General features: G+C 49.0%; 22 protein-coding genes. 10 read left to right on the plus strand and 12 right to left on the minus strand.

Annotated features, from left to right (window positions below):
• The 7 genes from BBR47_RS08100 to nikC form a co-directional block, all read right to left on the minus strand.
• Window positions 1-1,329 (minus strand): sodium:solute symporter family transporter, encoded by a 1,329-nt coding sequence (locus BBR47_RS08100; RefSeq protein WP_041749310.1) that lies wholly within the window; start codon window positions 1,327-1,329, stop codon window positions 1-3.
• Entirely contained in the window at window positions 1,326-2,030 is a 705-nt protein-coding gene (locus BBR47_RS08105; protein ID WP_012685281.1) for a response regulator transcription factor, read from the minus strand. Before BBR47_RS08105 ends, BBR47_RS08100 begins: the two co-directional genes overlap by 4 nt.
• A 4-nt stretch (window positions 2,031-2,034) precedes the next feature.
• Window positions 2,035-2,823 (minus strand): sensor histidine kinase, encoded by a 789-nt coding sequence (locus tag BBR47_RS08110; RefSeq protein WP_012685282.1) that lies wholly within the window; start codon window positions 2,821-2,823, stop codon window positions 2,035-2,037.
• A gap of 95 nt (window positions 2,824-2,918) precedes the next feature.
• Entirely contained in the window at window positions 2,919-3,914 is a 996-nt protein-coding gene (locus tag BBR47_RS08115; RefSeq protein ID WP_041749311.1) for an ABC transporter ATP-binding protein, read from the minus strand.
• 2 nt (window positions 3,915-3,916) lie between these two features.
• The gene (locus tag BBR47_RS08120; protein WP_012685284.1) at window positions 3,917-4,939 is read right to left on the minus strand and encodes an ABC transporter ATP-binding protein; all 1,023 of its coding nucleotides are present in this window, start codon (window positions 4,937-4,939) and stop codon (window positions 3,917-3,919) included.
• 12 nt (window positions 4,940-4,951) lie between these two features.
• The gene (gene nikB / locus BBR47_RS08125) at window positions 4,952-5,872 is read right to left on the minus strand and encodes a nickel ABC transporter permease (protein WP_012685285.1); all 921 of its coding nucleotides are present in this window, start codon (window positions 5,870-5,872) and stop codon (window positions 4,952-4,954) included.
• Window positions 5,873-5,885: 13 nt separating this feature from the next.
• Window positions 5,886-6,785, minus strand: a complete 900-nt coding sequence (gene nikC, locus BBR47_RS08130) for a nickel transporter permease (protein WP_012685286.1) — start codon at window positions 6,783-6,785, stop codon at window positions 5,886-5,888.
• A 180-nt stretch (window positions 6,786-6,965) separates the two neighbouring features.
• Here nikC and BBR47_RS08135 point away from each other — a divergent pair, with 180 nt between their 5' ends.
• The 7 genes from BBR47_RS08135 (at window position 6,966) to BBR47_RS08165 (ending at window position 16,488) form a co-directional block, all read left to right on the plus strand.
• Window positions 6,966-8,201, plus strand: a complete 1,236-nt coding sequence (locus BBR47_RS08135) for an amidohydrolase (RefSeq protein ID WP_012685287.1) — start codon at window positions 6,966-6,968, stop codon at window positions 8,199-8,201.
• A 16-nt stretch (window positions 8,202-8,217) separates the two neighbouring features.
• Window positions 8,218-9,441 (plus strand): amidohydrolase, encoded by a 1,224-nt coding sequence (locus BBR47_RS08140; protein ID WP_012685288.1) that lies wholly within the window; start codon window positions 8,218-8,220, stop codon window positions 9,439-9,441.
• Window positions 9,442-9,475: 34 nt separating this feature from the next.
• Complete coding sequence (locus BBR47_RS08145) at window positions 9,476-10,693, plus strand: amidohydrolase family protein (RefSeq protein ID WP_012685289.1); 1,218 nt, start codon at window positions 9,476-9,478, stop codon at window positions 10,691-10,693.
• 180 nt (window positions 10,694-10,873) lie between these two features.
• Window positions 10,874-11,548, plus strand: coding sequence for an ABC transporter ATP-binding protein (locus BBR47_RS08150; RefSeq protein ID WP_012685290.1), 675 nt, complete (start codon window positions 10,874-10,876; stop codon window positions 11,546-11,548).
• Window positions 11,508-12,689: an efflux RND transporter periplasmic adaptor subunit gene (locus tag BBR47_RS08155; RefSeq protein ID WP_231850573.1), complete on the plus strand. Its 1,182-nt coding sequence runs from the start codon at window positions 11,508-11,510 to the stop codon at window positions 12,687-12,689. The genes BBR47_RS08150 and BBR47_RS08155 overlap by 41 nt, the downstream gene beginning before the upstream one ends.
• Before the next feature lie 18 nt (window positions 12,690-12,707).
• Window positions 12,708-15,590: an ABC transporter permease gene (locus BBR47_RS08160; RefSeq protein ID WP_231850604.1), complete on the plus strand. Its 2,883-nt coding sequence runs from the start codon at window positions 12,708-12,710 to the stop codon at window positions 15,588-15,590.
• A gap of 4 nt (window positions 15,591-15,594) precedes the next feature.
• A complete protein-coding gene (locus BBR47_RS08165) occupies window positions 15,595-16,488 on the plus strand; it encodes an ABC transporter ATP-binding protein (RefSeq protein WP_012685293.1) in 894 nt (297 codons plus the stop codon).
• A gap of 328 nt (window positions 16,489-16,816) precedes the next feature.
• Here the strand turns inward: BBR47_RS08165 and BBR47_RS08170 are convergent, their stop codons facing one another.
• Complete coding sequence (locus BBR47_RS08170) at window positions 16,817-17,704, minus strand: LysR family transcriptional regulator (protein WP_012685294.1); 888 nt, start codon at window positions 17,702-17,704, stop codon at window positions 16,817-16,819.
• Window positions 17,705-17,816: 112 nt separating this feature from the next.
• On the opposite strand from BBR47_RS08170, the gene BBR47_RS08175 reads away from it, so the two are divergent.
• Window positions 17,817-19,199: an MFS transporter gene (locus BBR47_RS08175; protein WP_012685295.1), complete on the plus strand. Its 1,383-nt coding sequence runs from the start codon at window positions 17,817-17,819 to the stop codon at window positions 19,197-19,199.
• Window positions 19,200-19,212: 13 nt separating this feature from the next.
• Here the strand turns inward: BBR47_RS08175 and BBR47_RS08180 are convergent, their stop codons facing one another.
• Entirely contained in the window at window positions 19,213-20,097 is an 885-nt protein-coding gene (locus BBR47_RS08180; protein WP_012685296.1) for a LysR family transcriptional regulator, read from the minus strand.
• A gap of 133 nt (window positions 20,098-20,230) precedes the next feature.
• Between BBR47_RS08180 and BBR47_RS08185 the strand changes: the two genes are divergently transcribed.
• A complete protein-coding gene (locus tag BBR47_RS08185; RefSeq protein WP_012685297.1) occupies window positions 20,231-21,433 on the plus strand; it encodes an MFS transporter in 1,203 nt (400 codons plus the stop codon).
• A gap of 75 nt (window positions 21,434-21,508) precedes the next feature.
• Here BBR47_RS08185 and BBR47_RS08190 read toward each other — a convergent pair whose 3' ends face one another.
• Window positions 21,509-22,351: a DUF92 domain-containing protein gene (locus BBR47_RS08190; protein WP_012685298.1), complete on the minus strand. Its 843-nt coding sequence runs from the start codon at window positions 22,349-22,351 to the stop codon at window positions 21,509-21,511.
• A 263-nt stretch (window positions 22,352-22,614) separates the two neighbouring features.
• Here BBR47_RS08190 and BBR47_RS08195 point away from each other — a divergent pair, with 263 nt between their 5' ends.
• Window positions 22,615-22,989, plus strand: a complete 375-nt coding sequence (locus BBR47_RS08195) for a nuclear transport factor 2 family protein (RefSeq protein WP_012685299.1) — start codon at window positions 22,615-22,617, stop codon at window positions 22,987-22,989.
• A 41-nt stretch (window positions 22,990-23,030) separates the two neighbouring features.
• On the opposite strand, the gene BBR47_RS08200 is transcribed toward BBR47_RS08195, so the two are convergent.
• A complete protein-coding gene (locus BBR47_RS08200) occupies window positions 23,031-23,741 on the minus strand; it encodes a B3/B4 domain-containing protein (RefSeq protein WP_012685300.1) in 711 nt (236 codons plus the stop codon).
• Between the two features lie 28 nt (window positions 23,742-23,769).
• A complete protein-coding gene (locus BBR47_RS08205) occupies window positions 23,770-24,408 on the minus strand; it encodes a LysE family translocator (protein WP_012685301.1) in 639 nt (212 codons plus the stop codon).
• Window positions 24,409-24,418: the final 10 nt, after the last annotated feature.

Below are 24,418 nucleotides of genomic sequence, written 5' to 3' on the forward strand. Positions count from 1 at the left end.
TCAGCGAGTGTGATCCGGCGTTCGGATGTACCGTTTCCATAGCCAGGTCATGCACAAGTAGGCGGTTAAGACCAAAGCTGTACATAAGGAGGCAATCCAGATTGCCATCATCGGATCGACGTACATCCGGCTGCTATAGCCTGCGACGAATCCCATTACTGCGCTGATCAAAATGAAAGTAGGTGCTTTGCCCTTCGTCAACACGATGACGACGACAGGCAAAAACAGCGAGGCATACATAATGCCAAAGAAGAACAGCAAATCCAGCAAGGTCGGCTGGAAGTAGATCGTCAAACCATACGAAAGCGCACCGATGGCAATGGCAAGGATGTAGCCCAAACGGATTTTTTGCCGTTCCGAAGCGTCTGGGCGGAACAGCTGATAGACGTTGTTGACCATCAGACTGATCATGGAATGAAGCCCCGCCCCGAAAGCGGACATGATCGCACCAAAGGCACAGAGAACAAATAATACAAGTAAGATCATCGTGTCAATCTTGCGTACGAGATCAAACAACAGCGAGTAAATATCATCAAAACCGCCCGTAAAAAGGACGATGATGATTAGCGAGGAAAACGCCAGTGGTACGGTGGCAAAAATGAGTCCGGACACCAGAAAAGTAGGGACGATCTTTTTCTCTTCCATCATATAGAGCCGCTGCCACGATGCCTGATCGACAAACACTTGACCAAACCCGATCAACAGCCCGGTAATGATAAAAAAAAGACCCTCGTTGTTGTTGAGCACCAGAAGGTAAGGATGGTAAAGGCGCAGTCCGTTATAGACGTGCTCGACACCTTTTCCGACGAAAAAGTAGACGGGAATCAGGATGACGGCAGCAAACGTAATGACAATTTGCACGATGGCAAAACGATGGATCGAGCGGATTCCCCCGATGCCTGCAAACAGCACACAAAATACGAAAAAGCAGAGCAAGCCGAGCGGGATCGGGAAGCCAAACAAGATGTTCAGCAATACGCCCCCAGCCATTCCCTGGACGAACATCGCTTCAATCGTCGTAATCAAAAGGATGATGATCATTAGCCAGTAACCAAACGGATGCAGCTTGTCCCGCATGTAGTCCCCGATGGTCATCCCTTCTGATAACTCACGGCGGACCTTTCGCCCAAGAAGTCCAAACATACTGAGGGCAAATGCTCCCATCAAAGCGAAGCCGATCCCGCCAAATATCCCGTATTTGACGAGTGCTTCCGGTGAACCGAATATCGTGTTTCCGGTCACCCAGCGGGCGAGGATCGAGACGACCCCAAGCCCGATGCCGATTTTTGCTGCACCGACCACATATTCGCGAAAAGATAAGTAGGTCAAGATGCATTCCCCTTGTCTCGGTATTCTTTCGGGGTTTTCCCCACTACCTTGCGAAAAATGGTGCTGAAATAGTGTTGGCTGTTGAAGCCAGTCCGCTCCGCAACCGTCGATATGCTCCAATCAGGATGAGCGATCAGGAACTTCTTCGACATTTGAATGCGGTACTGCATTAAATACTCAGAGAATGAGACGCCTACTTCTTCATGAAAACGGCGGCTCAAATACGTCGGATTGATATGGACCTCTGCGGCCAGATCAGCCAAATTCAGCTTCTCCGCGAATTTTTGATGAATGATGTTCATCGCATCAGAAATAATTCGGGTGTAAGCAGAGAGGGCAGGGCTCTTCTGATATTTTTTCAGAATGTCGACCAGCTCGCTCTCAATGACGGGCTTCGTGATGTAATCCACGACACCGAGGCGGATCGATTGCTTGGCATAATGAAAATCTTGATAAGCCGTTACAATGATGAGCTCGATGTCTTTGTGCTGGGCTCTCAGCTCTTCGCCAAGCACCAGCCCGGATTTCCCCGGAAGATTAATGTCCAGAAAGGCGAGATGAAGAGGAACCTTCTGGCTGATCGCCATGGCCCTGCTGCCATCTGCGGCCTTGTAGAATTTCCACAAGGGGAACATGGGCTGAATCAAATACTCGAGTTGGTCCAGCTCCAACGGTTCGTCATCCACGAGTAGTACGTTCATCTTCTCACCTCAGATCGATTTGTTCATACGTACAGGGCCACCTGACAGACACAAGAGTTCCTCCCTCAGATATCGGAGCAAGCTCCAGATGTGCATGATCACCAAAACAAAGGTGGAGCCGCCTGCGGATGTTGTCCAACCCGTGACCGCTCTCCTCATGTGGCTGTTCAGTTTCGATCTCACTTTCATTCTGGAATGCTGTGAGTCCGGAAGAACCGTTGTCGATGACCGTAAGCAGGACATCGTCATCTTTTCGGCTTATGCGGATGTCTAAGATAGCTTCGCCCATTTTTCGTTCCAATCCATGCTTAAATGCATTTTCCACTATCGTCTGCAAGACGAATGGCGGAATAGATGCTTGCAAGAGATCATCTGCACAATCTAGCTGAATTCGGAGCCGATCACCGAAACGCAGCTTTTGAATCTCCAAATATTGCTCCGTGTACGTAATCTCCCGCGCCAATGAAATCAACGGCTCTGTGGATTTGTATTTGAATTTGAGAAACTGGGAGAGGACTTCGAGCGCTCTCACCAGTTCCTTCGTTCGGTTCAATCGCGCCAGACTCAGAATGACATTTAGCGTATTAAACAAGAAGTGAGGCTGGATTTGTTGATTCAATTGATTGTAGAGCGCTTGCTGCAACTCTTTTTCCAGCTCGATCTTCAGATTCTTGTTTTCTAACAGATCAATCCTCTTCTCGAAAATGAACAGAAACAATAAAGCAATAGCTCCTATGATAGGAGCCAAAATAAACAGCAGAATGAGTAATGTGAAACCTTCGAAGCTTATCATGAGATCCCTTCTGTATGGAGAGATTTTGCAGTTACCATCATATCATGCTGCTTCTTGATCTCTTGCGTTTTTAGAAAATTTTAATCTCTCTATGATTAGACTTGGGCAAGGTGGCAGGCTACTTGGTGCGTATCGTGCAGGCTCGTGAGTCCAGGTACTTCTGTTTTGCAGCGATCAATTGCATACGGACAACGCGTATGGAAGCGGCAGCCCTGCGGAGGATTGATAGGAGAAGGTACATCTCCGCGCAGAATGATTCGTTCCTGCTTTTTATTGATGTCCGGCACCGGGATCGCAGACAAGAGAGCCTGTGTGTAAGGATGCTGCGGGTTGTCGAACAGCGACTTTTTATCCGCGATCTCTACCACTTTACCGAGGTACATCACCATGACGCGATCCGAGATGTGACGAACGACGCCGAGGTCATGGGAGATGAACAAATAGGTCAGCTTGAATTGCTTCTGCAACGATTTCAGGAGATTCAGCACTTGAGCCTGAATGGATACGTCGAGTGCCGATACGGCTTCGTCACAAATGATCAGCTTCGGCTGCATCGCGAGGGCACGGGCAATCCCGATCCGTTGACGTTGACCACCACTGAACTCATGCGGGAAACGGTCAATTTGATCCGGACGCAAGCCTACATAGCCGAGCAGCTCGATAATGCGCTCGCGGCGTTGATGCGCTGGTACGATATTTTGGATCGCCAACGCTTCCCCGAGAATAGCGGATACAGATTGGCGCGGGTTGAGCGAAGCAAACGGGTCCTGGAAAATGACCTGCAAATGCTTGCGCATGTCGCGCATTTGCTTCTTGGACATCGCCAGCAGATCCTGTCCCTCGAATAGTACCGTTCCGCTTGTCGGTTCGTCCAGACGGAGGATGGCACGACCGGTAGTGGATTTTCCACAACCGGATTCGCCTACAATACTCAGTGTTTCTCCTTCATGGATCGTGAAGCTGATGTCATCCACGGCTTTTACATGGTTGACGGTACGACCCAATAAGCCGCCTTTGATCGGGAAGTGCTGCTTGAGATTTTTTACTTCCAGCAGTGGTTTTTTCGTTGGATTCGCTTGTGTCGTCATCATGGTCATACCCCCACTTCCGTAACAGTCTTGGTGTCGCCGTCCCACTCAGACGTATACATCCAGCAGCGTACTTTGCTTCCGTCTGCATACTCCAAGAGTTCAGGAAGCTTTGTATGGCACAGCTCTGTTGCATGCGGGCAACGTGGAGCGAATCGGCAGCCAACTGGCATATTGAACGGACTTGGTACATTTCCTTTAATTGCTTGCAGCTCTTCTACGTCCTCATCCAGACGGGGGAGGGAGTTCATCAGCCCTACAGTATAGGGATGACGTGGATTCGCGAACAGGTTTTGTGCAGTCGTGTACTCTACGACTTTTCCTGCGTACATGACCGCGACCCGATCGCATGTTTCTGCAACGACGCCAAGATCGTGGGTAATCATGATAATGCTCATGCCCATTTCGACTTGCAGCTTTTTCATCAGCTCGAGAATCTGAGCCTGAATGGTAACGTCCAAAGCTGTCGTCGGTTCATCCGCGATCAAAATTTCCGGGCGGCAGGCGAGAGCCATCGCGATCATGACACGCTGGCGCATACCCCCAGACAATTCATGCGGCTCTTGCGTCGCGCGCTTTTCCGGGGAAGGAATACCGACCAGGCGCAGCATGTCTACTGCTTTGTCCCAAGCTTCCTTCCGTCCCATGTTTTGGTGCAGGCGCAATACCTCTGCGATTTGCTCTCCAACCGAATAAACCGGATTAAGCGAGGTCATTGGCTCTTGGAAAATCATCGAAATCTCGTTGCCACGGATCGCACGCATATCTGCTTCTGATTTTTTCGTCAGGTCTTGCCCTTTGAAAAGGATTTCTCCTCCTACAATTTTTCCCGGAGGACTGGCAATCAAACGCAGGATCGAGAGGGAAGTGATACTTTTTCCACAGCCCGATTCTCCTACCAGCCCGAGTGTCTCTCCTCTATTTAGAGAGAAATCAACGCCGTCCACTGCTTTACTGACGCCATCTTCTGTGAAAAAATGCGTTTGCAGATTGCGAACGTCCAGGATGATATCTTGTTGTTCCGCCATGGTGATCCCTCCTTAGTTCAGATCAATTCGTTTATTGAAGTAGCGATACAATACATCGACGAGCAGGTTCACGAACACGAAGATAATGGAAGCGATCAGTACGCCGCCTTGTACGACAGGCAAATCACGCATGCGGATCGCATCGACGATCAGACGACCCAAGCCGTTGATGGCAAAGACAGATTCTACGAGAACCGTACCGCCCAAAAGGAAACCGAACTGCAAGCCAACGACGGTAATAATCGGGATCAAGGCGTTTTTCAAAGCATGCTTGTAAATGATGACTGTTTCACGCAAGCCTTTTGCTTTTGCTGTGCGGATGTAGTCTTGACGTACGACGTCGAGCATACTGGAGCGAGTCATACGAGCAACGATGGCGGCTCCGGCAGTACCGAGTGTGATCGCTGGCAAAACCATGTGCTTCCAGGTGCCCCAGCCTGCGACCGGGAAGAGTTGCAGCTTGACGGAGAACGTGTAGATCAAGCTCAAACCGAGCCAAAAGCTTGGCAAGGATACACCGAGCAAGGCAATAACCATGATCGTAATATCAGCAGCAGAGTATTGCTTGGTAGCAGAGATGATCCCTGCGATCATTCCGAGGACAACCGTTACAAAAATACTGGCAACAGCGAGCTCGATGGTAGCAGGCAAGCGTGCCATGATCTCATCCCACACGGGGAGGTTGGAGCGAAGTGATGTCCCAAGATCGCCTTGGAACACGTTGACGACATATTGCGCGTATTGAACCATAATCGGCTGATCCAAGCCGAGCTGTGTACGCATTTTCGCAATCGTTTCTGCAGAAGCGCCTTCACCAGCAAGCAATACTGCCGGGTCGCCAGGAACCATTTGCATGATCAAAAAGACGACCAGAACGACACCGAGCAGGACGGGAATCATTTGCAGCAGGCGACGAGTAATGTAAACAAACATGTAGCATTCCCTCCTATTGTTTCATTCGTGGATCGAGAGCGTCCCTGAGGCCGTCCCCAAAGATGTTGAAGCCGAGAACAAGAGTTGCAATAGCGAAACCAGGGAACATGGCCAGATGCGGAGCGGTAAACAAGAAGTCGCGTCCGTTACTGAGCATGGCGCCCCACTCCGGCAGAGGAGGCTGTGCTCCCAGTCCGAGGAACGAAAGGCCAGCGGCGGAAAGAATCGCGGTAGCAAGGCGCATCGTTGCCTGTACGATAATAGGAGACAAAATGTTTGGAAAAATGTGTCTAAAGATAATCGTGAAGTCATTGGCACCGAGTGAGCGGATCGCATCGATGTACTCCAGTTTTTTCACCGTCAAAGTAGAGCCGCGGACAATCCGTGCAAATACAGGAATCGAGAAGATACCAACGGCGATCATAACGTTAAAGAGACTCGGCCCTAAGGCACTGACAATGGCTAGAGAAAGCAGGATTCCCGGGAAGGCGAGGAGGACATCGATGATACGGGAGATGATCGTATCTACCCAGCCGCCGTAGTAACCGGATAATAAGCCGAGAATAATTCCGAAAAATGCACCAATAAAGACGGCGACAAATCCGACGGACATCGAGAGCTGTGTTCCGTATAAAAGACGGCTCAGTACATCCCGACCTTTGTCATCGGTACCCATCCAGTGTTCAGAAGATGGTGGCTTCAACTTGTTAACCAAGTCAATCTCATATGGATCGTGGGGCGCGATAAAAGGTGCCAGCAGGGCAATCGCGATGTAAAAAATCACGATACAGCCGCCTACCATGGCGAGTTTGTTTTTTCGTAGTTTCCTGTAAAAAGTCCGCCATCTGCTAGGGCGTGTAGCCGCTGCTTTCGGCGGAAGAGCTTGATTGGTTGGTGCGATCTCAACCTTCATGGTGTAACCCCTCCTTTGCTTACGTCAAAGTTATCAGAAAAATGTACGAAGTAAAGGCAATTTGAACAAGTCGTAAAAATAGTGAAAATAGACGTAAAGATTGTGCAAATCAAGTCTTTCAGCTTCCTAGATAATGGGGGAGAAAGGAATGGAGAGAGACAAAGAGAGGGTGGATAATGGATGGGCGTTACCTATTGGTTAACCAATGTTCGTTTGGAGACGGGCTACCGTCGGGAAAACGGTGTCGTCACGGGGACAGAGGCATCCTTGTTTCACATTTTAGTTAAAGACGGAAAATTCACGCGTATTGTACCAGAGACCGAGAAGCTTACAGACGGTATTTTGCAAAAGGATGCAAAAGGCTTATTGGCACTCCCATCTTTTGTAGAGAAGCATGTTCATTTGGACAAGACGCTTCAGGGAGAGCCATGGCGGGCTGTCATTCCTGTATCCAATATCATTGAACGCTGCGAAATTGAAAAGCGTACACTGCCGGGATTGCCGTCAACGACACAAGAGCGTGCGGAGAATCTGTTGGAGATCCTCTTGTCCTATGGCTCGACACACGTGCGTACACATGTGGACATTTACCCGGAAGTGGGAATCTCCAATTTGGAATCAGTAAAAGCAGCATTAGCAACCTACGCGGATCGAGTCACCCACGAGATCGTGGCATTCCCGCAGCATGGCTTGTTGCGTACAGATGCAAAAGCACTCTTGCGTGAGGCGTTGCGCCAAGGTGCGACTCATGTCGGGGGTGTAGACCCAGCTAATGTAGATGGCGATATAGAAGAATCCTTGCACCAAATGATGGAGCTAGCAGTAGAAGCAAACGCAGGTGTGGACTTGCATTTGCATGACCCAGGCCATTTGGGGACCTACACGATGAAGCGACTGGCAGCAATGACCGTAGACGCTGGCTGGCAAGGCCGCGTGGCTGTCAGCCATGCGTTTGCGCTCGGAGACATCTCAGTGCAAGAAGCTGAAGAGATGGCGACGATCCTGCGGGAAGCAGGCATTACGATTATCACCAGCGTGCCATTTAGCCGCGTGATCCCACCTGTACAGCTACTGCACCAAAATGGCGTAGACGTTGCGGTCGGCTGCGACAACATTTTTGACACATGGCAACCTTATGGAAATGGCGATGTACTGGAGCGCCTCTGGCGACTGGCAGAACGCAATCGTTGGCTGGACGAGCTGTCTTTGTCTCAATCGCTGCGTTTTATCACAGGGGGCAAAACGACGCTGGATGCCAACGGAACACAGCTGTGGCCTGTACAAGGGGAAGACGCGAGCCTGATCCTCGTGGATGCGACCTGCTCGGCAGAAGCGATCGCGCGCCGTGCAGATCGACACGCTGTATTCTTCAAAGGCAACCTCGCTTCTGGTCAAGTGGAAGAAGTGAACGTTTAAGAGGGGGGAAAAGCCGGTGAAATCTTCTCCTTATTGGATCGTCAACGCTCGATTGGAAATCGGGTATGAGTGGGAAGAAGGCGTGATCAGTGGAACGCGGACAGAGCTGTGCGATTTGCTCATTGAACATGGAAAAATCACACGCATTGTCCCTTCCAGTGAAATTTTGGAGGATGGGCTGCCTAAAAAGGACGCGAAGGGCTTACTGATTTTGCCGTCTATGGCGGAGAAGCACATTCATCTGGAAAAAACGTATTACGGCGGCCCATGGAAGGCAACAACTCCCGTAAAAAACTTGTTCGAACGCCACGCTGAGGACAGAGAGCTGTTGCCGATGTATCTCAAGCAGGCACAGACAGGAGCAGAAAATATACTCTCGCTGCTGGTGGAAACAGGCGTTACGCATGTAAGAACGCATTGTCATGTGGACCCACAGGTTGGGCTAGGGTTTTTGGAAGGAATGAAGAGTGCGTTTGAGACGTATGCAGACCGCGTCTCCCACGAAATCGTTGCTTTCCCGCATTACGGCATGCTGCGGACACAAGCACGCGACATGGTACGTGAGGCACTGCGTCAAGGCGCCACTCATGTAGGCGGCGTCGATCCGGGTGGAGTAGATGGCGACATCGAGCGTTCCCTGCAAACGATGCTAGAGCTGGCTGTAGAAGCGGATGCCGACATTGACATGCATTTGCATGATCCAGGGCATCTCGGAGTGTTTACGATGAAGCGTCTTGCTGCTCTGACGGAAGAGGCAGGCTGGCAGGGACGTGTCACGATTAGTCACGCGATGGGATTGGGCGATGTTTCGCAGGAAGAAGCCAGAGAGATGGCGCAACGCCTCGCCTCGCTTGGCATCTCCATCGCCTCGACCGTTCCGATCAATCGCCCGACCATTCCGATTCCGTTGCTGCATCAAGAAGGCGTAGCCGTCATGCTCGGCAACGATAGCCTGACAGACAACTGGACCCCCTTTGGCAGTGGAGACCTGTTGGAAAAAGCAGGACGATTGGCTGAACGCTTCCGCTTGACGGATGAAAGATCGTTAGGCGTAGCACTTGGCTTTGTGACAGAGGGGCGGATCACTCTCGATGAAACCGGGAATCGCCTGTGGCCATTGGTTGGCGATGAGGCGAGCCTGATGGCGGTCGAAGCGACATGTTCAGCAGAAGCAGTTGCGAGACGTGCGAAGCGCAAGGTCGTTCTTTTCCAAGGCAACCGGGTCGCGGGTGACTGGTAGTACTACTTTTAAATAGAAAGGATGTCATGGATAGATGTCTACAGCCTATTGGATTACCAACGTCCGCTTGGAGAGCGGATACCGCAAAGAAAATGACAAGGTGGTTGCTACAGATACTGAAGTGGCGCATCTATTAATCGAAGACGGACGAATTGCACAGATCGTGAGTGGAGCAGCTCCACAAACCGAGCTGCCAACGAAGGATGCCAGCGGTCTATTGGCACTGCCGTCATTCAGGGATATGCACATCCACATCGATAAAACGTACTATGGTGGCCCTTGGAAAGCCGTGACGCCAGTAAAAAGCATCCTGGGTCGACTGGAAGAAGAGAGCCAGCTCATGCCGAAGCTGTTGCCAACAGCACAAGAGCGGGCAGAAAAAATGCTGGAATTGCTGCTGTCCGCAGGCTCCACCCATATTCGCTCCCATTGTAATATCGATCCGTATATCGGACTCAAAAACCTGGAAGCGACCATGGCAGCACTGGAGACATTTAGCGGCAGATTGCAGTGCGAGGTCGTGGCCTTCCCGCAGCAAGGTCTTTTGCGAAGCAACCAAGTGGAAAACATCCGCCAAGCCTTGAAGATGGGCGCGACCTACGTTGGTGGTGTGGACCCGGCGACAGTGGATCAAAACATCGAGAAATCGCTCGCTACCATTTTTGAGCTGGCAGTCGAAGCGAATGCACCTATCGACGTTCACTTGCATGATCCAGATCATCTCGGGGTGTTTACATTCAAACGTCTCGCTAAAATGACCGAAGAAGCAGGGTGGCAAGGTCGCGTTACCATCAGCCATGCCAACTCCCTTGCTGACATCAGCCTGGAAGAAGCAGGGGAAGTAGCAGAAATGCTAGCTGGTTTGGGCATTTCGATCACTTCCACTGTACCAGTGAACAGAGGAACAATTCCAATTCCATTGCTGCATGAGAAAGGCGTGTCGGTGTCTCTCGGAGACGATAGTATTACCGATCACTGGTCGCCATTTGGTCAAGGAGACAGCTTGGAAAAAGCAGGCCGCTTGGCAGAGCGCTTCCGCATGCAGGACGAGCGTTCCCTGTCCCAAGCACTAGGCTTCATAACAGGTGGGAAGACGCCGTTGGATAAAGAGGGCAACCGCCTGTGGCCGAATGTTGGCGACGAAGCGGATATTGTATTCGTTCATGCATCCTCGGCAGCAGAAGCAGTTGCACGCCGTGCGAAGCGCCAAGCAGTCATGTTCCGAGGGAATGTCGTTTCTGGGACTTTGTAAAATCGAAAAGGAAATAAGAAAAAGGCAGAGCCACAGGGTTTTGCCTTTTTTCTTTTTGTATTTTATTTTCGTTTATATTCATTTATCTTAATTTATTCCAATTTTATTAAACAATAGTTTCCAATTCGGTTACTATTAATAAAAATTGTATTTTTCAGATATTTATTCGGGGGTGTCATTTTGTCGTTCATTGCAGAGACAAAAAACGTAGAGCGCACGTTTGGTAGAGGGGCAGCTGCCGTTAGAGCGCTTGCGGGTGTAAAAATGCGCGTAGAAGCAGGACAATTGCTCGTACTAAAAGGCAGATCAGGATCAGGAAAAACGACGCTATTAAACCTTTTGGGTGGACTCGATCGTCCGACGGTAGGAAGCGTGTATTTTCAGGGGCGAGAAATCGGCCAGCTATCGGATCATGAGCGAACGAGGATCAGGCGAAAGAACATGGGCTTTATCTTCCAGTCGTTTGGCCTGCTTCCGCTGATGTCAGCCGCTGAAAACGTCGAGTTTGGGCTCCGCCTGTCAGGTGTGCCTGCTGCCGAATGGAGGGAGCGTGTTCGCGAAGCGCTCGATTTCGTTGGGCTGTCCAAACGGGCGCATCATCGGCCGTTTGAGATGTCCGGTGGAGAACAGCAACGCTGTGCGATTGCAAGGGCTGTTGCGAACAGACCGACACTACTATTGGCAGATGAGCCGACAGCTGAGCTGGATAGTAAAACCGGTCTGCAAATTAGCCGTTTGTTTCGTCAATTGGTCGATGAAGGTGCGATGAGCATTGTCATGACGACACATGATCCTGGTGTAATGGAGGTGGCGGATGATGTCTATGAATTGGAGGACGGTCTTATCAAGGAATAGCAAAATAAAATGGGCGTACTTGAGCGTTTTCCTCTTGTTGACGGGCTGTTCCCTATTCCCTAAGGAGGAGGAGGTTCTGGCTCCGCCATTAGTAGAGCCGTCGCCTATCAAATATGAGGTGGCAGAAGTTTTACAAGGGCCGATCGTAAAAAGTGTGAAAGGAAACGCTTCCTTCACGACCGTGAAAACGGCGGAGCTCTCTTTCCCAGAGACGAAGGGACTGCGGCTGAAGTCGTTCTCTGTCCAAGGCGGCGATAAGGTGAAAAAAGGACAGGTACTTGCTGAATTGGATGCGGCTGAAATGGAAAGGGAGATCGAGTCGGCCAAGTATGAGGTGGAGAAGGCAAAACTGGAGCTGCTTGAAGCCCAGCAGGATAATCACTACGAAGTCGAATCCGCGAAGCTGGACGTTTTGAAGGCAGAGATGCACGCCAAGGTAAACGAGACCAAGCTAGCCAAGATCGAATTGGAAAAGGTTAAGCTGGACTTGGCGAAATTGCAGGATCCCAAGAAGCAGCAGTACGTGGTGGAGGGTGCCAGACTAAACGTGAAGCAAAAAGAGATGGACCTGAAGAACCTGCAACAGCGTTGGAACGAGACCAAGCTGATCGCGCCCTTTGACGGCATCGTGCTGTTTACAAGCAATGGGCAGGTGGGAGATGAGGTGGAAGCGCATCAAAAGTTGGTAACGATAGGCGACCCGAACAAGCTGTTCGTCATGTATATCGCGCCCGAGAAAGAGGCCCTGCAAGATGTTAGAGAAGGGATGAAAGTGATTCTCACCGGTAAAGACGGCGAAAAAGGCGAGGGGACAGTTGTTCAGACGCCCCTGCATGTCCCTTCCAATTTACCAGAGGATTTGACGAAGCTGTATCAGAGAAGTCTACTCATTACACCGAAAATCCCTCCAAAGGGCCTGGAGATCGGGACAGGAGTCAGTATGGAAGTGATTGTGGACAAGCAGGATCAGACGCTTTTTATACCGAGAAAAGCACTTCATGATTTATCGGGCAGGAAGTACGTCCGGGTGCTCGACGGGAATAGCAAGAAGGAAGTGGACGTGGAAACTGGGATCATGACCCAGACGGAGGTTGAGATTCGCAAAGGTCTTTCGGCAGGCCAACTGGTTATTTTGGAATAGGGGGACAATGTCGTGGCGATGCTGCAAATGATCCTGCGGAAAATGATGAATAACCGCTGGCTGGTCGGCAGTCTGTTGATCGGGCTGGTCGTCGCTGTCGGATTGGTATCGAGTATACCGGCGTTCACGTCAGGGGTACTTCAACGTATGTTGATCAAGGATATGGAGGAATACCAGAAGAATATGAAGCGCTTCCCTGGTGGCTTACTGATCGCGGTCAATCAAAACAAACTGGGGGAGAATGGGGCGGTTATTGTAGACGAAATGACCGCTCATTTGCAAAACGAAGTAATCGCTCAACTGAATGTCCCGGTGTATGCAGAAGTGACAGTTTTGCGGACCATTCCGTTTAATGCCATTCAGGAAAACATAAAGGAGAAGAGCCCGCTCAGTTCCGACAGCTCGCGGATCTATTCGCTGAGTGGACTTGCGCAGCATATGACGCTCGTTGACGGTCGCTTGCCTGCTGCAACCCCCGTTGATGGCGTGTACGAGGCGCTGGTAACGGAAAAAGCGCTAAAGGACCGCCGGATGGTGCTAGGTAGCTTGTATGAACTGACCACGAGCCAGGTAGAAGGACTCAAGGTGCGAATCAAGCCGGTCGGTGTTTTCAAGGAAAAAGAGGGGAACGATCCTTATTGGTTTGCTTCGATGAGTGAATATTCCAGTGGCTTCGTATTGGATGAAGGGCTTTTTCGGCGTGTGTTTTTGGAAGAGAAAAATCTGGTCATTTCAAGCCAAATGTATACGGCCCTTCACTACCAATCCTTTCGGATCAGCGATACAGAGAAGCTGAATTCATTGGTGACTGGAATTGAAGGGAAGCTGCAACAGCATGGATTGAAAAAAGCGGAGATCAACGTTCAGTTTCCGGCGGCTAATCTCGTCGGCAAGTACAATGAGCAAGAGAAGCAATTCAAAACCATTCTCTGGTCGCTCTACATCCCCGTTTTCATTATGCTGGGCATTTATCTCGTCATGATTTCGGGATTAATTGTGGAAAGGCAACGAACGGAAATCGCTGTGCTGGGCAGCAGGGGAGCCAGCAGAATGCAGATTTTTTCTATTTATTTCATGGAGATCGCCATTTTGGGGTTATGCGCTTTTCTGATTGGTCCATTTGTGGGGATACAGCTTAGCAAGATACTCGGCATCTCGAATGGATTTCTCGAATTCGTCGATCGCAAAGGTTTGGATGTCACCATAAGTCGCGAAGTTTTCGTGTATGCTGCGTGGATGGTGCTTGCCTGTATCACACTCGTTTTGATTTCTGTATTTCTGGCAACCAAGCAAAATATCGTCACGCACAAGCAAAACATGGCGAGAATGAGTGGACATGCCATTTGGCACCGACTGTTTTTAGACGTATTGCTGCTTGCGGTCTCGTGGTATGGATGGTATTCCTATCAAAACGCCGCTGAAACCGCAGCAAAAACAAGCGAAGGGGCTTCGGCCGTCTCGATCGATTTCCTTCTCTTTTTTGTGCCCGTTCTGTTCTCGCTCGGTTTTGGCCTGCTGCTTCTCCGATTGTACCCGTGGCTCCTGCGCCTGATGTCTTGGGCAGGACGTTCCTTCTTCCCGCTTTCTCTGCATACGACGCTGGTTCAGGTAGGGAGAGCTCCGCGGCAGTATCATTTTCTCATGCTGTTTGTGACGATTACGGTCGCAGTAGGAATGTTCAGTGCAAGCATGGCACGGACGATCAATCAAAATGCAGAGGAGAGAATCCGTTACCAAATCGGCGCGGATATTCGTTTGAAGGCCGAGTGGCAGAGCGACAAACCGGAAGTAACGGTCTATCGGGGAGGATTGAATGCGGAAGAAGGTGAGGGGGCAGAAGTGGTACAAGCGCCCGTAGCTCCTCCCGTTCAGTATGTAGAGCCGGATTTCGAAATGTACAGTCGGCTGCCTGAGGTTGAGCATGCAACAAAAGTCTTTGTGAACGGCTTGGCGGAGGCTTCTTTTCAGGGCGATCCTGTGAAGGACATCACCTTGATGGGGATCGACCCCAAAGAGTTTGCAAAGACCGCTTGGATGAAGCCTGACTTGCTGCCGCATCACTTCCACGATTATTTGAATTTGATAGCAAAAGAACCACGTGCCCTCTTGCTGTCTCGCAGCCTCGCTGACAAACTGCATGTGGTGGAGGGACAAACCATCCTGCTAGGTTGGGGGGATTCTCGCAGGGTTGAAATGATTGTGTATGCCATCGTGGATTACTGGCCGGGATGGAACCCTACTCCTGTAAAAAGCACATACGGAAACAGCGTGGAAGAACAGTATTTGGCAGTAGCCAACTTACCGTTCGTGCAAGACAAGATTCACATGGAGCCGTATGAGGTTTGGATCAAAATGAAAGAGGGATCGTCTTCTGAATCGCTTTACAAGGGTCTGTCACAAGAGGGAGTCAAGCTCGCCTTGCTGAATAATGCCAAACAGCAAGTCATCCAGATGAAAAACAACGCATTTTATTTGGGGCTGAACGGATCGCTGACGCTTGGGTTCCTGCTTTCCATGCTGGTCACCTTTATCGGCTACGTGTTGTACTGGGTGCTTACACTTGGAGCCAGAAAATTGCAATATGGCGTGTTCCGCGCGATGGGAATGCCCTTCAGACAGCTTCTTGCCATACTCGCGTGGGAGCAGCTCTTGACGTTTGGCGTCGCTTTTGCGATGGGAATGACAGCTGGCAAGCTGGCAAATAGCCTGTTTTTGCCTGCACTCAGCCTCTATTTGCATGCCGATAAGCAAGTTCCTCCCTTTACCGTCATTTCGATGCCGCAAGATGAACAAATCATTTATACGTTCATTGCTGTGACACTGGTTATCGGAATCGGGGTCGTCGGTATTTTGCTGTCACGGATGCAGATCCATCAAGCCGTAAAGCTGGGGGAGGACTAATCAAATGATCGTATGCGAAAATTTGGTGAAAATCTACAAGGCAAATGATTTGGAAGTGGTGGCGCTGCAAGGGTTGGATTTGCGGGTAGAGACCGGAGAGCTGATGGGGATCATCGGGAATAGCGGCAGCGGAAAATCAACGCTTCTGAACATGCTGGGTGGGCTAGACCGTCCCTCGGCAGGAAAGCTTTCCGTGGCGGGAGCTGATTTGTTTCGATTGACGACTTCCGAATTGGTTCAGTACCGCTTGCAGACCGTAGGCTTTGTCTGGCAGAACAACGCCCGCAATCTGATCCCTTATCTATCTGCTCTGCAAAATGTGGAGATGCCAATGCTTTTGCGGGGCAAGCGAAAAAGGGAGCGCGCCCACGAGTTGTTGGAACTGGTGGGGCTGGGCCACCGAAAAAAGAACAAGTTAAGCGAACTTTCCGGCGGGGAGCAACAGCGGGTAGCCATTGCGATCGCGTTGGCGAACGAACCCAAGCTGCTTTTGGCAGATGAACCGACTGGCAGTGTAGACACTCGAACGGCAGCTATCATTCTCGATTTGTTTCAAGAGCTGAACCGATCTTTTGGGCTAACCGTCGTCATCGTGACGCATGACTTGGAACTGGCGCGAAAAGTGGATCGCGTCGTAGCTATTAGGGATGGGAAAACGTCCAGCGAGCTGTTGCGGCGAAAAGGAACGGAAGAAAACACTTCCGATTCGTTGGATGAGTCAGCTAACGCGGACACGCATGAGGAATTGGCGGTGCTTGATCAGGTGGGGAGGCTGCAGATCCCAATGGAGTACCTCCAGGCGATTCAGGCGGACGGCAAGCTGCGAATCGAGCTGGAAGAAGATCGAATTATCCTAAAGGCTCCTGTAGCCTCCACAAAAACAGACACGCGATTGTGACGTGTCTGTTTTTGTGTTCATTTGCCTGCACCTAAAATGCATGGCACCAGCATAAAGGATCATCTCCCCCACAATGAGGGCAACAACCACCTGTATAGCGAAGTCGAATTTGATCGGAATGTAGCACACCATAGTCGGTAATCGGTTCGACACCCGGGATTGGTTCGTCTGGAATCTCGCGCACTTTCATGTCCGACCACTTTCCGCTCCAGGAACATTTCCTGCACGTTAATCTCTCTGCTGTAGGGTGCAACGCATTCTCGATGACGATCATACATTCTTGACTGTAGGTATTACAAGTAGGGCAATCGTGAAATTTCATGATTCATCACCTCTCAAGTTTGCAAACATCCCCAAAATAATCGACAACGACCTCACGGAATTCTTGGGCAGCTCGCGAAATGTACCGACTCTTGTTCCATAATAAAGCGATTTCCCGTACCAATTCGTGATTCTCGACTCTTAGATACGTGATTTGTTCACGAGAATCTCTTGCCGTGCTTGGGATGAAGGCTATGCCAATTTCTGCTTCCACCAGCTGGATGAGCCTTGCAGGTTCATCTCCCTCATACACATAGGTAGGTACAAATCCAACCGACTTGCATATAGCGTCTACGAAATCGCGTGTACCGTACCCTTTTTTTACACCGACAAACGATTCATCCTTCAGCTCTGTCAAAGATACGATACTTCGGTCTGCCAGTCGATGTCCCCTTGGAACAGCTACGAGAATAGGGTCAATGAACACGATTTCACATTCAATGTCATCGTCTTGGATAGGAGGGGAGGACAAGCAAAAATCGACCTCTCCTCTATGAAGAAGCGTAACCATTTCCTGCGTGGTGAGCATTTGTACATGGAATTGGATATCGGGACGCTTTTTCCGAAACTCTCGAAGGATATTGGGCAGGGTGCTTGCCGTAGTCACTGCTAATTCAAGCGTACCATGCTCCGGGTTGGACAAATCGCGAAGCTCCAGTTTCCCTTGTTCCAATTCAAACAAAGCTCTTTCCACCCGGCAAAGGAATTTGCTTCCGAACTCATTCAGACGCAGCTTTCTCCCTGTACGATCAAAGAGAGGGACTCCCAGATCCTCCTCTAATCTTTGGATCGTTTTGCTCAGGGACGATTGGGTTACATGCAGACTTCGTGCAGCTTCGGTCACATGCTCCATACGAGCTACGGTAAGAAAGTATTGCAGTTGAAGAAGTTCCATGTAGCTCCTCCATTCATTCCTTTCAATCCATGAAATCATAACACGAAATGCGTTGGAGTAAATGTATGATTTCCAGTACGATATCATCAAAACTCTTAAGGAGGGCCTGAAAATGGGGGCTCACAACAGGTGGTTGATGATTGCCGTTGGACTAGGGATAATGTTGAACCCATTAAATTCTTCGATGATTTCTGTTGCAATTGCAAGGCTGCAAAATGTGTACCGTCTTGATTTCACGGTTGTTTCGTGGATTATTTTCTCGTTCTACATTGCGAGTGCAATCGCTCAACCTGTCATGGGAAAGGCAAGTGATTTGTTCGGCCGCAAGAAGATATTTCTTATTGGGCTTGTCGTATCTTTCGTTGCTTCCTTATTGGCTCCATTATCACCAAACTTCGGGTGGCTCATTGTATTCCGAATTGTGCAATCGATCGGAACAAGCATGATGGTTGCCGTTGGAATGGCCCTTGTACGAATTCATATTACGGAGAAGCAAGCGACTGCGCTTTCCGTACTGTCCATATTCCTATCTGGAGCAGCAGCGATTGGACCTTTTATTGGTGGGGTATTGCTTCATTATTGGGATTGGTCTGCGATCTTTCTCATTAATATTCCGTTCGTGGTGGCGAGCTTGCTGTTAGCCTGGAGGATGATTCCAAATGATGAATCGGCAGCATCTGTTACACAAAACATGTCCTTTCGAAAATGGTTGGAGCTGATTGATGCAACAGGGATCGTGCTCTTCGCAGTCGGTCTGGTTGCACTGCTCGTTGGATTACTGTCAGCAAAATCATCGGGGCATGTCTCATGGTGGCATATCATGGTTGGAGGGATCGGCTTCGTTACATTGGGGGCTTTCGTACGACATGAGTTAAAAACGACGTCGCCGTTTATTCCTCTAAGGACATTCGCGAAGTATCCTGCGATGACGTGGGTCAATATCGAATTCATGCTCGTTAACGTCCTTTTTTATTCGCTTTTTTTCGGGCTTCCGTCCTACTTGCAAATGGTTCGTCATGTCAGCGAGTTTCATACTGGAATGCTCATGCTCAGCTTAGGCTTATGCTCACTCATTGTGTCTCCACTAGCAGGACGATGGATTGATCACTCAGGACCTCGGCCAGCATTGTTAGCATCCGCCATACTGATGACATTTGGGTCATTGTGGCTCGTGATGTTCAACCAAGATTCACAGGTCGTCAGTGTTTGTGTGGCGTTAGCGGCATTCGGCATTAGCAACGGCTTAAACAATGTCGGAATGCAAGCAGCCTTGTTCAAAAGCTCTCCAAAAGAAATCATCGGCGTCGCATCCGGATTATTTAATACATCCAGATACCTAGGAACCATTCTTTCCTCATTATTGATCAGCATAGTAATGGGAGATACGTTTAGCACCGAGGGTTTGCAAGTGCTTGGCATGATCCTCACGACAATCTCATTGTCTTTGGTACTCATGAGTTGGCGACGGGAATCAAGGCAAGCGGGGGAGTCGTAGATTCACCCATCCCTTATTCAAAATCGCAGGCATGATCCATAACAAATTGTTGGAATTTTTCAGTGGCAGGTGATAAATATCTCCCTTCTACCCAAGCGATTCCAATTGTTCGTTGGCACTTCGGGCTTTTGACAGGGATTTGTGTGATCTTACTTTGGTCCGTTCCCTTTAAATTGGGCAAAAGGGAGATTCCCAATCCAGCAGCGACCAGCCCTGCAACGGTATCTGCTTCCTCTCCTTCAAATGTAATGGGAGGTGTAATTCCCGCTTCTTGAAACAATTGCTCGACAGTGATACGAAGGGAGTATCCTTCTTTTAAATGGATAAAGGATTCATCTGCAATCTCTTTCAAAGTAATGGAGGTACGATTTGCATATTTGTGGTCTTTGGGGACAATCACAAAAAGCTCTTCATCCCAAAGCGGTTTCCATACAAAGGGAGACTTCATATCCATCGGAGCAAGTAGACAAAGATCAAATTCTCCTCCTTGCAATTGATTCATAAGCGTATGAGAGGGACCTTGCCCGAGTCGAAAATGAATGTTTGGGTAGTGGGAGCGAAAAGAAGCCAGTAAATCAGGGATGCGACTCGTACTTAACGTGTGCAGAAATCCAAGAGACACCTCTCCCTTATCGGGATCAAGTAAATCCATGATTTCTTGTTTTCCTTCATGAAATTCCTTCATCATATTTTCGACTCGCTTTAAAAAGAGCTGACCATATTTATTGAGCCGAATCGAACGTCCCTGACGGTCAAATAGAGGCACGCCTATTTCATCCTCAAATCGGGCAATCGAACGACTAAGGGCAGGCTGGGAAATCGAAAGAGCTTCGGCAGCATGTGTCACGTGTTGGATTCTTGCCAGGGTTTGAAAATATTCGAACTGTTGCCATTCCATTCGAAAGCACCACTTTCCGTTTGGATTAATCATTACATGAATGCATGAAAAACATAATTATAATGAATTATACATCATAAATAAATGGTGGTACCATGAAGCCATAATCATCCTGAAATGATATGGTGATCACATGATACAACAAGGCACATCACTCTTCCGCAAGACAAGCTTTGCTTTTTTTGCCGCTGGTTTCAATACGTTTGCGATTCTTTACTGCGTACAGCCTTTGATGCCAGAATTTTCAAAGGAATTTGCGGTTAGTCCAACGACAGCAAGCCTTTCCCTCTCCATTACGACAATGGTTCTTGCTGTCAGTATGCTCGTTTTTGGTTCGTTGTCTGAAGTATGGGGACGCAAGCCAATCATGATCGTTTCTATGCTCGCTTCGTCTGTGTTTTGTATTCTCACAGCATTCAGTTCGAATTTTCATGTTCTCCTGGTAATGCGAACGATTGAAGGTATTTCATTGGCGGGTTTACCCTCCATAGCAATGGCCTATCTTGGAGAAGAAATCGAATCCAAAAGTTTGGGAGCGGCTATGGGTCTCTATATATGCGGCAATTCAATTGGAGCTGTGTTTGGCAGGGTTTTCTCAGGTATGATGAGTGACTACTTCGGCTGGCAGATCGCAATAGGGGGAATTGGCCTCATTAGTTTGGCTGCCACACTGGTTTTTTGGAACACCTTACCGCCTTCACAAAATTTCGAAGCACGCCCATTCGTAATGCGAAAGTTAGGTCTGTCTTTAATGGACCATCTAAAGGCTCCAAGTCTTATTTGTTTATTTGTCATCGGCTTTATCCTTTTAGGGAGTAATGTAGCGTTGTTCAATTACATCGCTTATGTATTGCTCGAGAAGCCCTATTCACTGAGCCAATCACATATAAGCTGGACATTTTTAATTATGATCATCGGGATGTTCAGCTCCGTCTGGACAGGAAAATTAATAGATCGTCACGGCAAGCAAAGGCTGTTATTCACAAGCTTATTCCTTGCCTTGATCGGCGTCTGCTTGACGTGGGAAGCGAATCTAATGATGAAGATCGTAGGACTTGGATTTTTTACTTTTGGATTTTTTGGAGCGCATGCCGTCGCAAGCAGCTGGGTAGGACAGCTTGCTTTACAGAACAAAGCACAGGCCTCTTCTTTGTATTTATTTTTCTACTACACGGGTTCAAGTGTAGGCGGAACACTCGGAGGAATGTTTTGGTCCGCTTACGGATGGGGAGGCGTCATCAGCATGAATGTCGGCTTTCTCCTGATTGGCTTTATACTTTGGGCGTGCGTTTCAAAAATGGTACAGAACGCGAAGAAAGTGACGAAAATCGCCTAGACTTGTGCCTCAACATAAAGAAACGGAAAAACTCAGTATCGTTTCGTGATACGAAGTCTTTCCGTTTTTTATAGGTCATAGGTCAAACAGCAAGCCGATTGCCAGCGCCAATAAGACGGCGAAAGCACCACCTGCAAGTGAGCCAGCGACATTGACGGCATCGTTGTTCCAACCAGCGCGACCGCGGATTCGGATGGCTGGCTTACCGCAGTGACGGGCCTGCTCGATTTCTCGACCGCAAACGCTGCAACGGTACATTTGTTGCCATGTTGCACCGATCCATGAATCGACCAGTGACCCTACCAGGCCCGCCAGTCCTGCTATGCCGATCCACGCTGCCAGTCTAAGGGCAGGTGTGATCACATCCGGCGCGGGGTGACCGGCTACCGCAAGCAGCAGCCACGCTGTACCGCCGATAAATAGTCCACCGGCAAGCGAAGCACCCATGCCGAGACTAGAAACACCGCCGGAAGTACCAGGAGGAACACGCTGCCCCGTCTTAATCGATCGCGGAGGCTTCCGGCTCAAGCCGCCGATTTCTGTCGCCCATGTATCGGCTGTGACCGCCGCCATCACGCCGAGAAACGCGTACCACCAAAGCGGATGCGGCCACGCCCAATTTGCCATACATAACAGCAACCCTAGCCCGCCGTTTGCGAGCACCTGGCCAGCATCGCGTCTCCCTGTTTTCTCATAACCGCTCTCGGCCTCTTCCTTTTTATGCTTTTTCCACTTGGATAATAAAGTGGACGAGACAAAAAAAGCGATGAGGGAGCCGAACCAGATAGGGCTTCCGAGTGCGTACATCACGGTGCCCACTATCACGGCCGCCAAAAAGCCGGAACCAGACAGCGACCGTTTTACATAAGCCGCCCCCGCAATCCCAGCGCTACAGGCTAGACCGATTAACCATGCCACAGCTTCCCGCCCCCTTTGCTTTGACTATTATACCTCACCGTAGCAGGCAAGATGAGCGGTTTCCTCTAGAAAATGGTAATGACAGAATAGAGGAGTAACGGATATGGGAAAAAGGTTAATTAGGTATACAGAAGAAATAGTAAATACGTATGGCAAGATTGAAAGCATAGCAAGTGACGAGGAGTGTTAAAAAGTGCAAAAAGTTGGGCATAAATAGACGTGTTATACGAACGGGTATCTTGATAAAGAAAGGATGATTGGTTATGGGGACTATTCTCAAAGAGAATGCGGTGTCGTTCTTGCAACTGGTAGCGTCGGGGAATGTGCGAGAAGCATACCAAAGATACGCGGGTCCGAATTTCCGCCACCATAATCCCTTTTTCCGTGGCGATGCTCATTCTCTCATGCTCGCAATGGAAGAGAACGCCGCAAAGAATCCGCATAAGATTCTCGAAGTGAAACGTGCCATCGAAGAGGGGAATATCGTTGCCGTTCATTCTCATGTGAAGCAAAACCAAGAGGATCTTGGGGGAGCTGTGGTTCATATCTTCCGTTTCCATAACGACCAAATCGTCGAATTGTGGGATGTAGGCCAACCTATACCGGCTGATTCCCCCAATGAGAATGGAATGTTCTAAAACACGAAGTACGGCAGCCAGTGAATTTGGCTGCCGGTTGTTTAACTATAGAGGGTCATTTCCTTCTGATGGATATCTAGCACTTCCATTTTCACCATACCGCCAAGATGAAGTGGCACGAGATCAGACAATTCTTTTAGCGCCATATGGAATTCATCGATTCTTGTTTCATCTACTAATTCCATACAGAGGAATGCATTTTTCGTGTTTTCTGTTAGCATCGTCCTCTGGGCTTCCCGCCAATTCCAGCATCTGCATATGGCACCTTCATCATCTTTATAAACAATTTCCCCTTCATAGGGCGAAGCATTTTCATCCTGTCCCAATGGGAGAAACGGTTCGTTGCCATTTGCTTGCGTTAGCCGAATATCGCCTACAAAAGTGTCGATATCTTCTCCACCACAGGGAAATCCATAACGCAAGGAAATGGAATTATAGATGTCAACAAGCGGGTTTATGGTTCCGATCGGATTGCCATTTTTCACTCTTTTTAATAAAGCTTCAATGGAACACCTTGCCCCTTTCTTGGTCTTGAATTTCTGAAAAGCTTCTCGCCAAACGGAAATGACAGGATTACTGCTAAATTCCTCCAGGCGTAAAAATTTGTGTGCTTCTTTTTCTGCCTCCCGCAGTAGCTTCTCGTATTTTTCAACGTCCCTACTTGAATTATCAATCCCTTGGCATATCACGATGCCTATTTTTGCATGCGGAAATAACGACCAAAAATCATCTTCTACGATAAATCTGGACATAACCTATCTCTCCGTTTCATTTCATTGATTATGTTTTGGAGGGGCTCGCAAAGGCGGAGAAAATCCCGAGAGCAATATAGAAATAACCAGTGACGCGATTCATTACCTTTGAACTCGTTGTACTACCCACAATCCGCTTTCTCATACTTGCTGCGAGAACGGCATACAGACCATCGCTAATAAAAGCGAGGATAATAAATATCGTTCCTAACAGCAAAAATTGAACGGTGACTGACCCAGCAGTAGGTGCGATAAATTGCGGAAAGAAGGCTAAAAAGAAGAGTGCTGTCTTGGGGTTCATTACCTCCACAAGCGCTGATTCGTAAAAAATCTTTCGTAATTTTTTGCGAGGGGCTTTTGGAATTTCGGAAGTAGTGCTATCAGATTTTGAAAATAATGTCTTGCACCCTAAATAGATAAGATAAGCAGCGCCCAAGTATTTTACGATATGGAAGGCTGTTGCTGATGTCATAAGGATCGCAGAAACTCCGATTGCTCCAGCTAAAACGTGAACAGAACCACCAAGAGACACTCCTAGAACTGATACTAGACCTGCTTTTTTCCCTTGATCAATACTTCTTGCCATAATATAGAGCACAGCTGGTCCAGGTATGATTAACAATGTAGAAGCGGCAACGACAAATAGCCAAATAGTTGAAAACTCCATAAGAAGCAAC

The organism is Brevibacillus brevis NBRC 100599, assembly GCF_000010165.1.
Taxonomy (GTDB): Bacteria; Bacillota; Bacilli; order Brevibacillales; family Brevibacillaceae; genus Brevibacillus; species Brevibacillus brevis_D.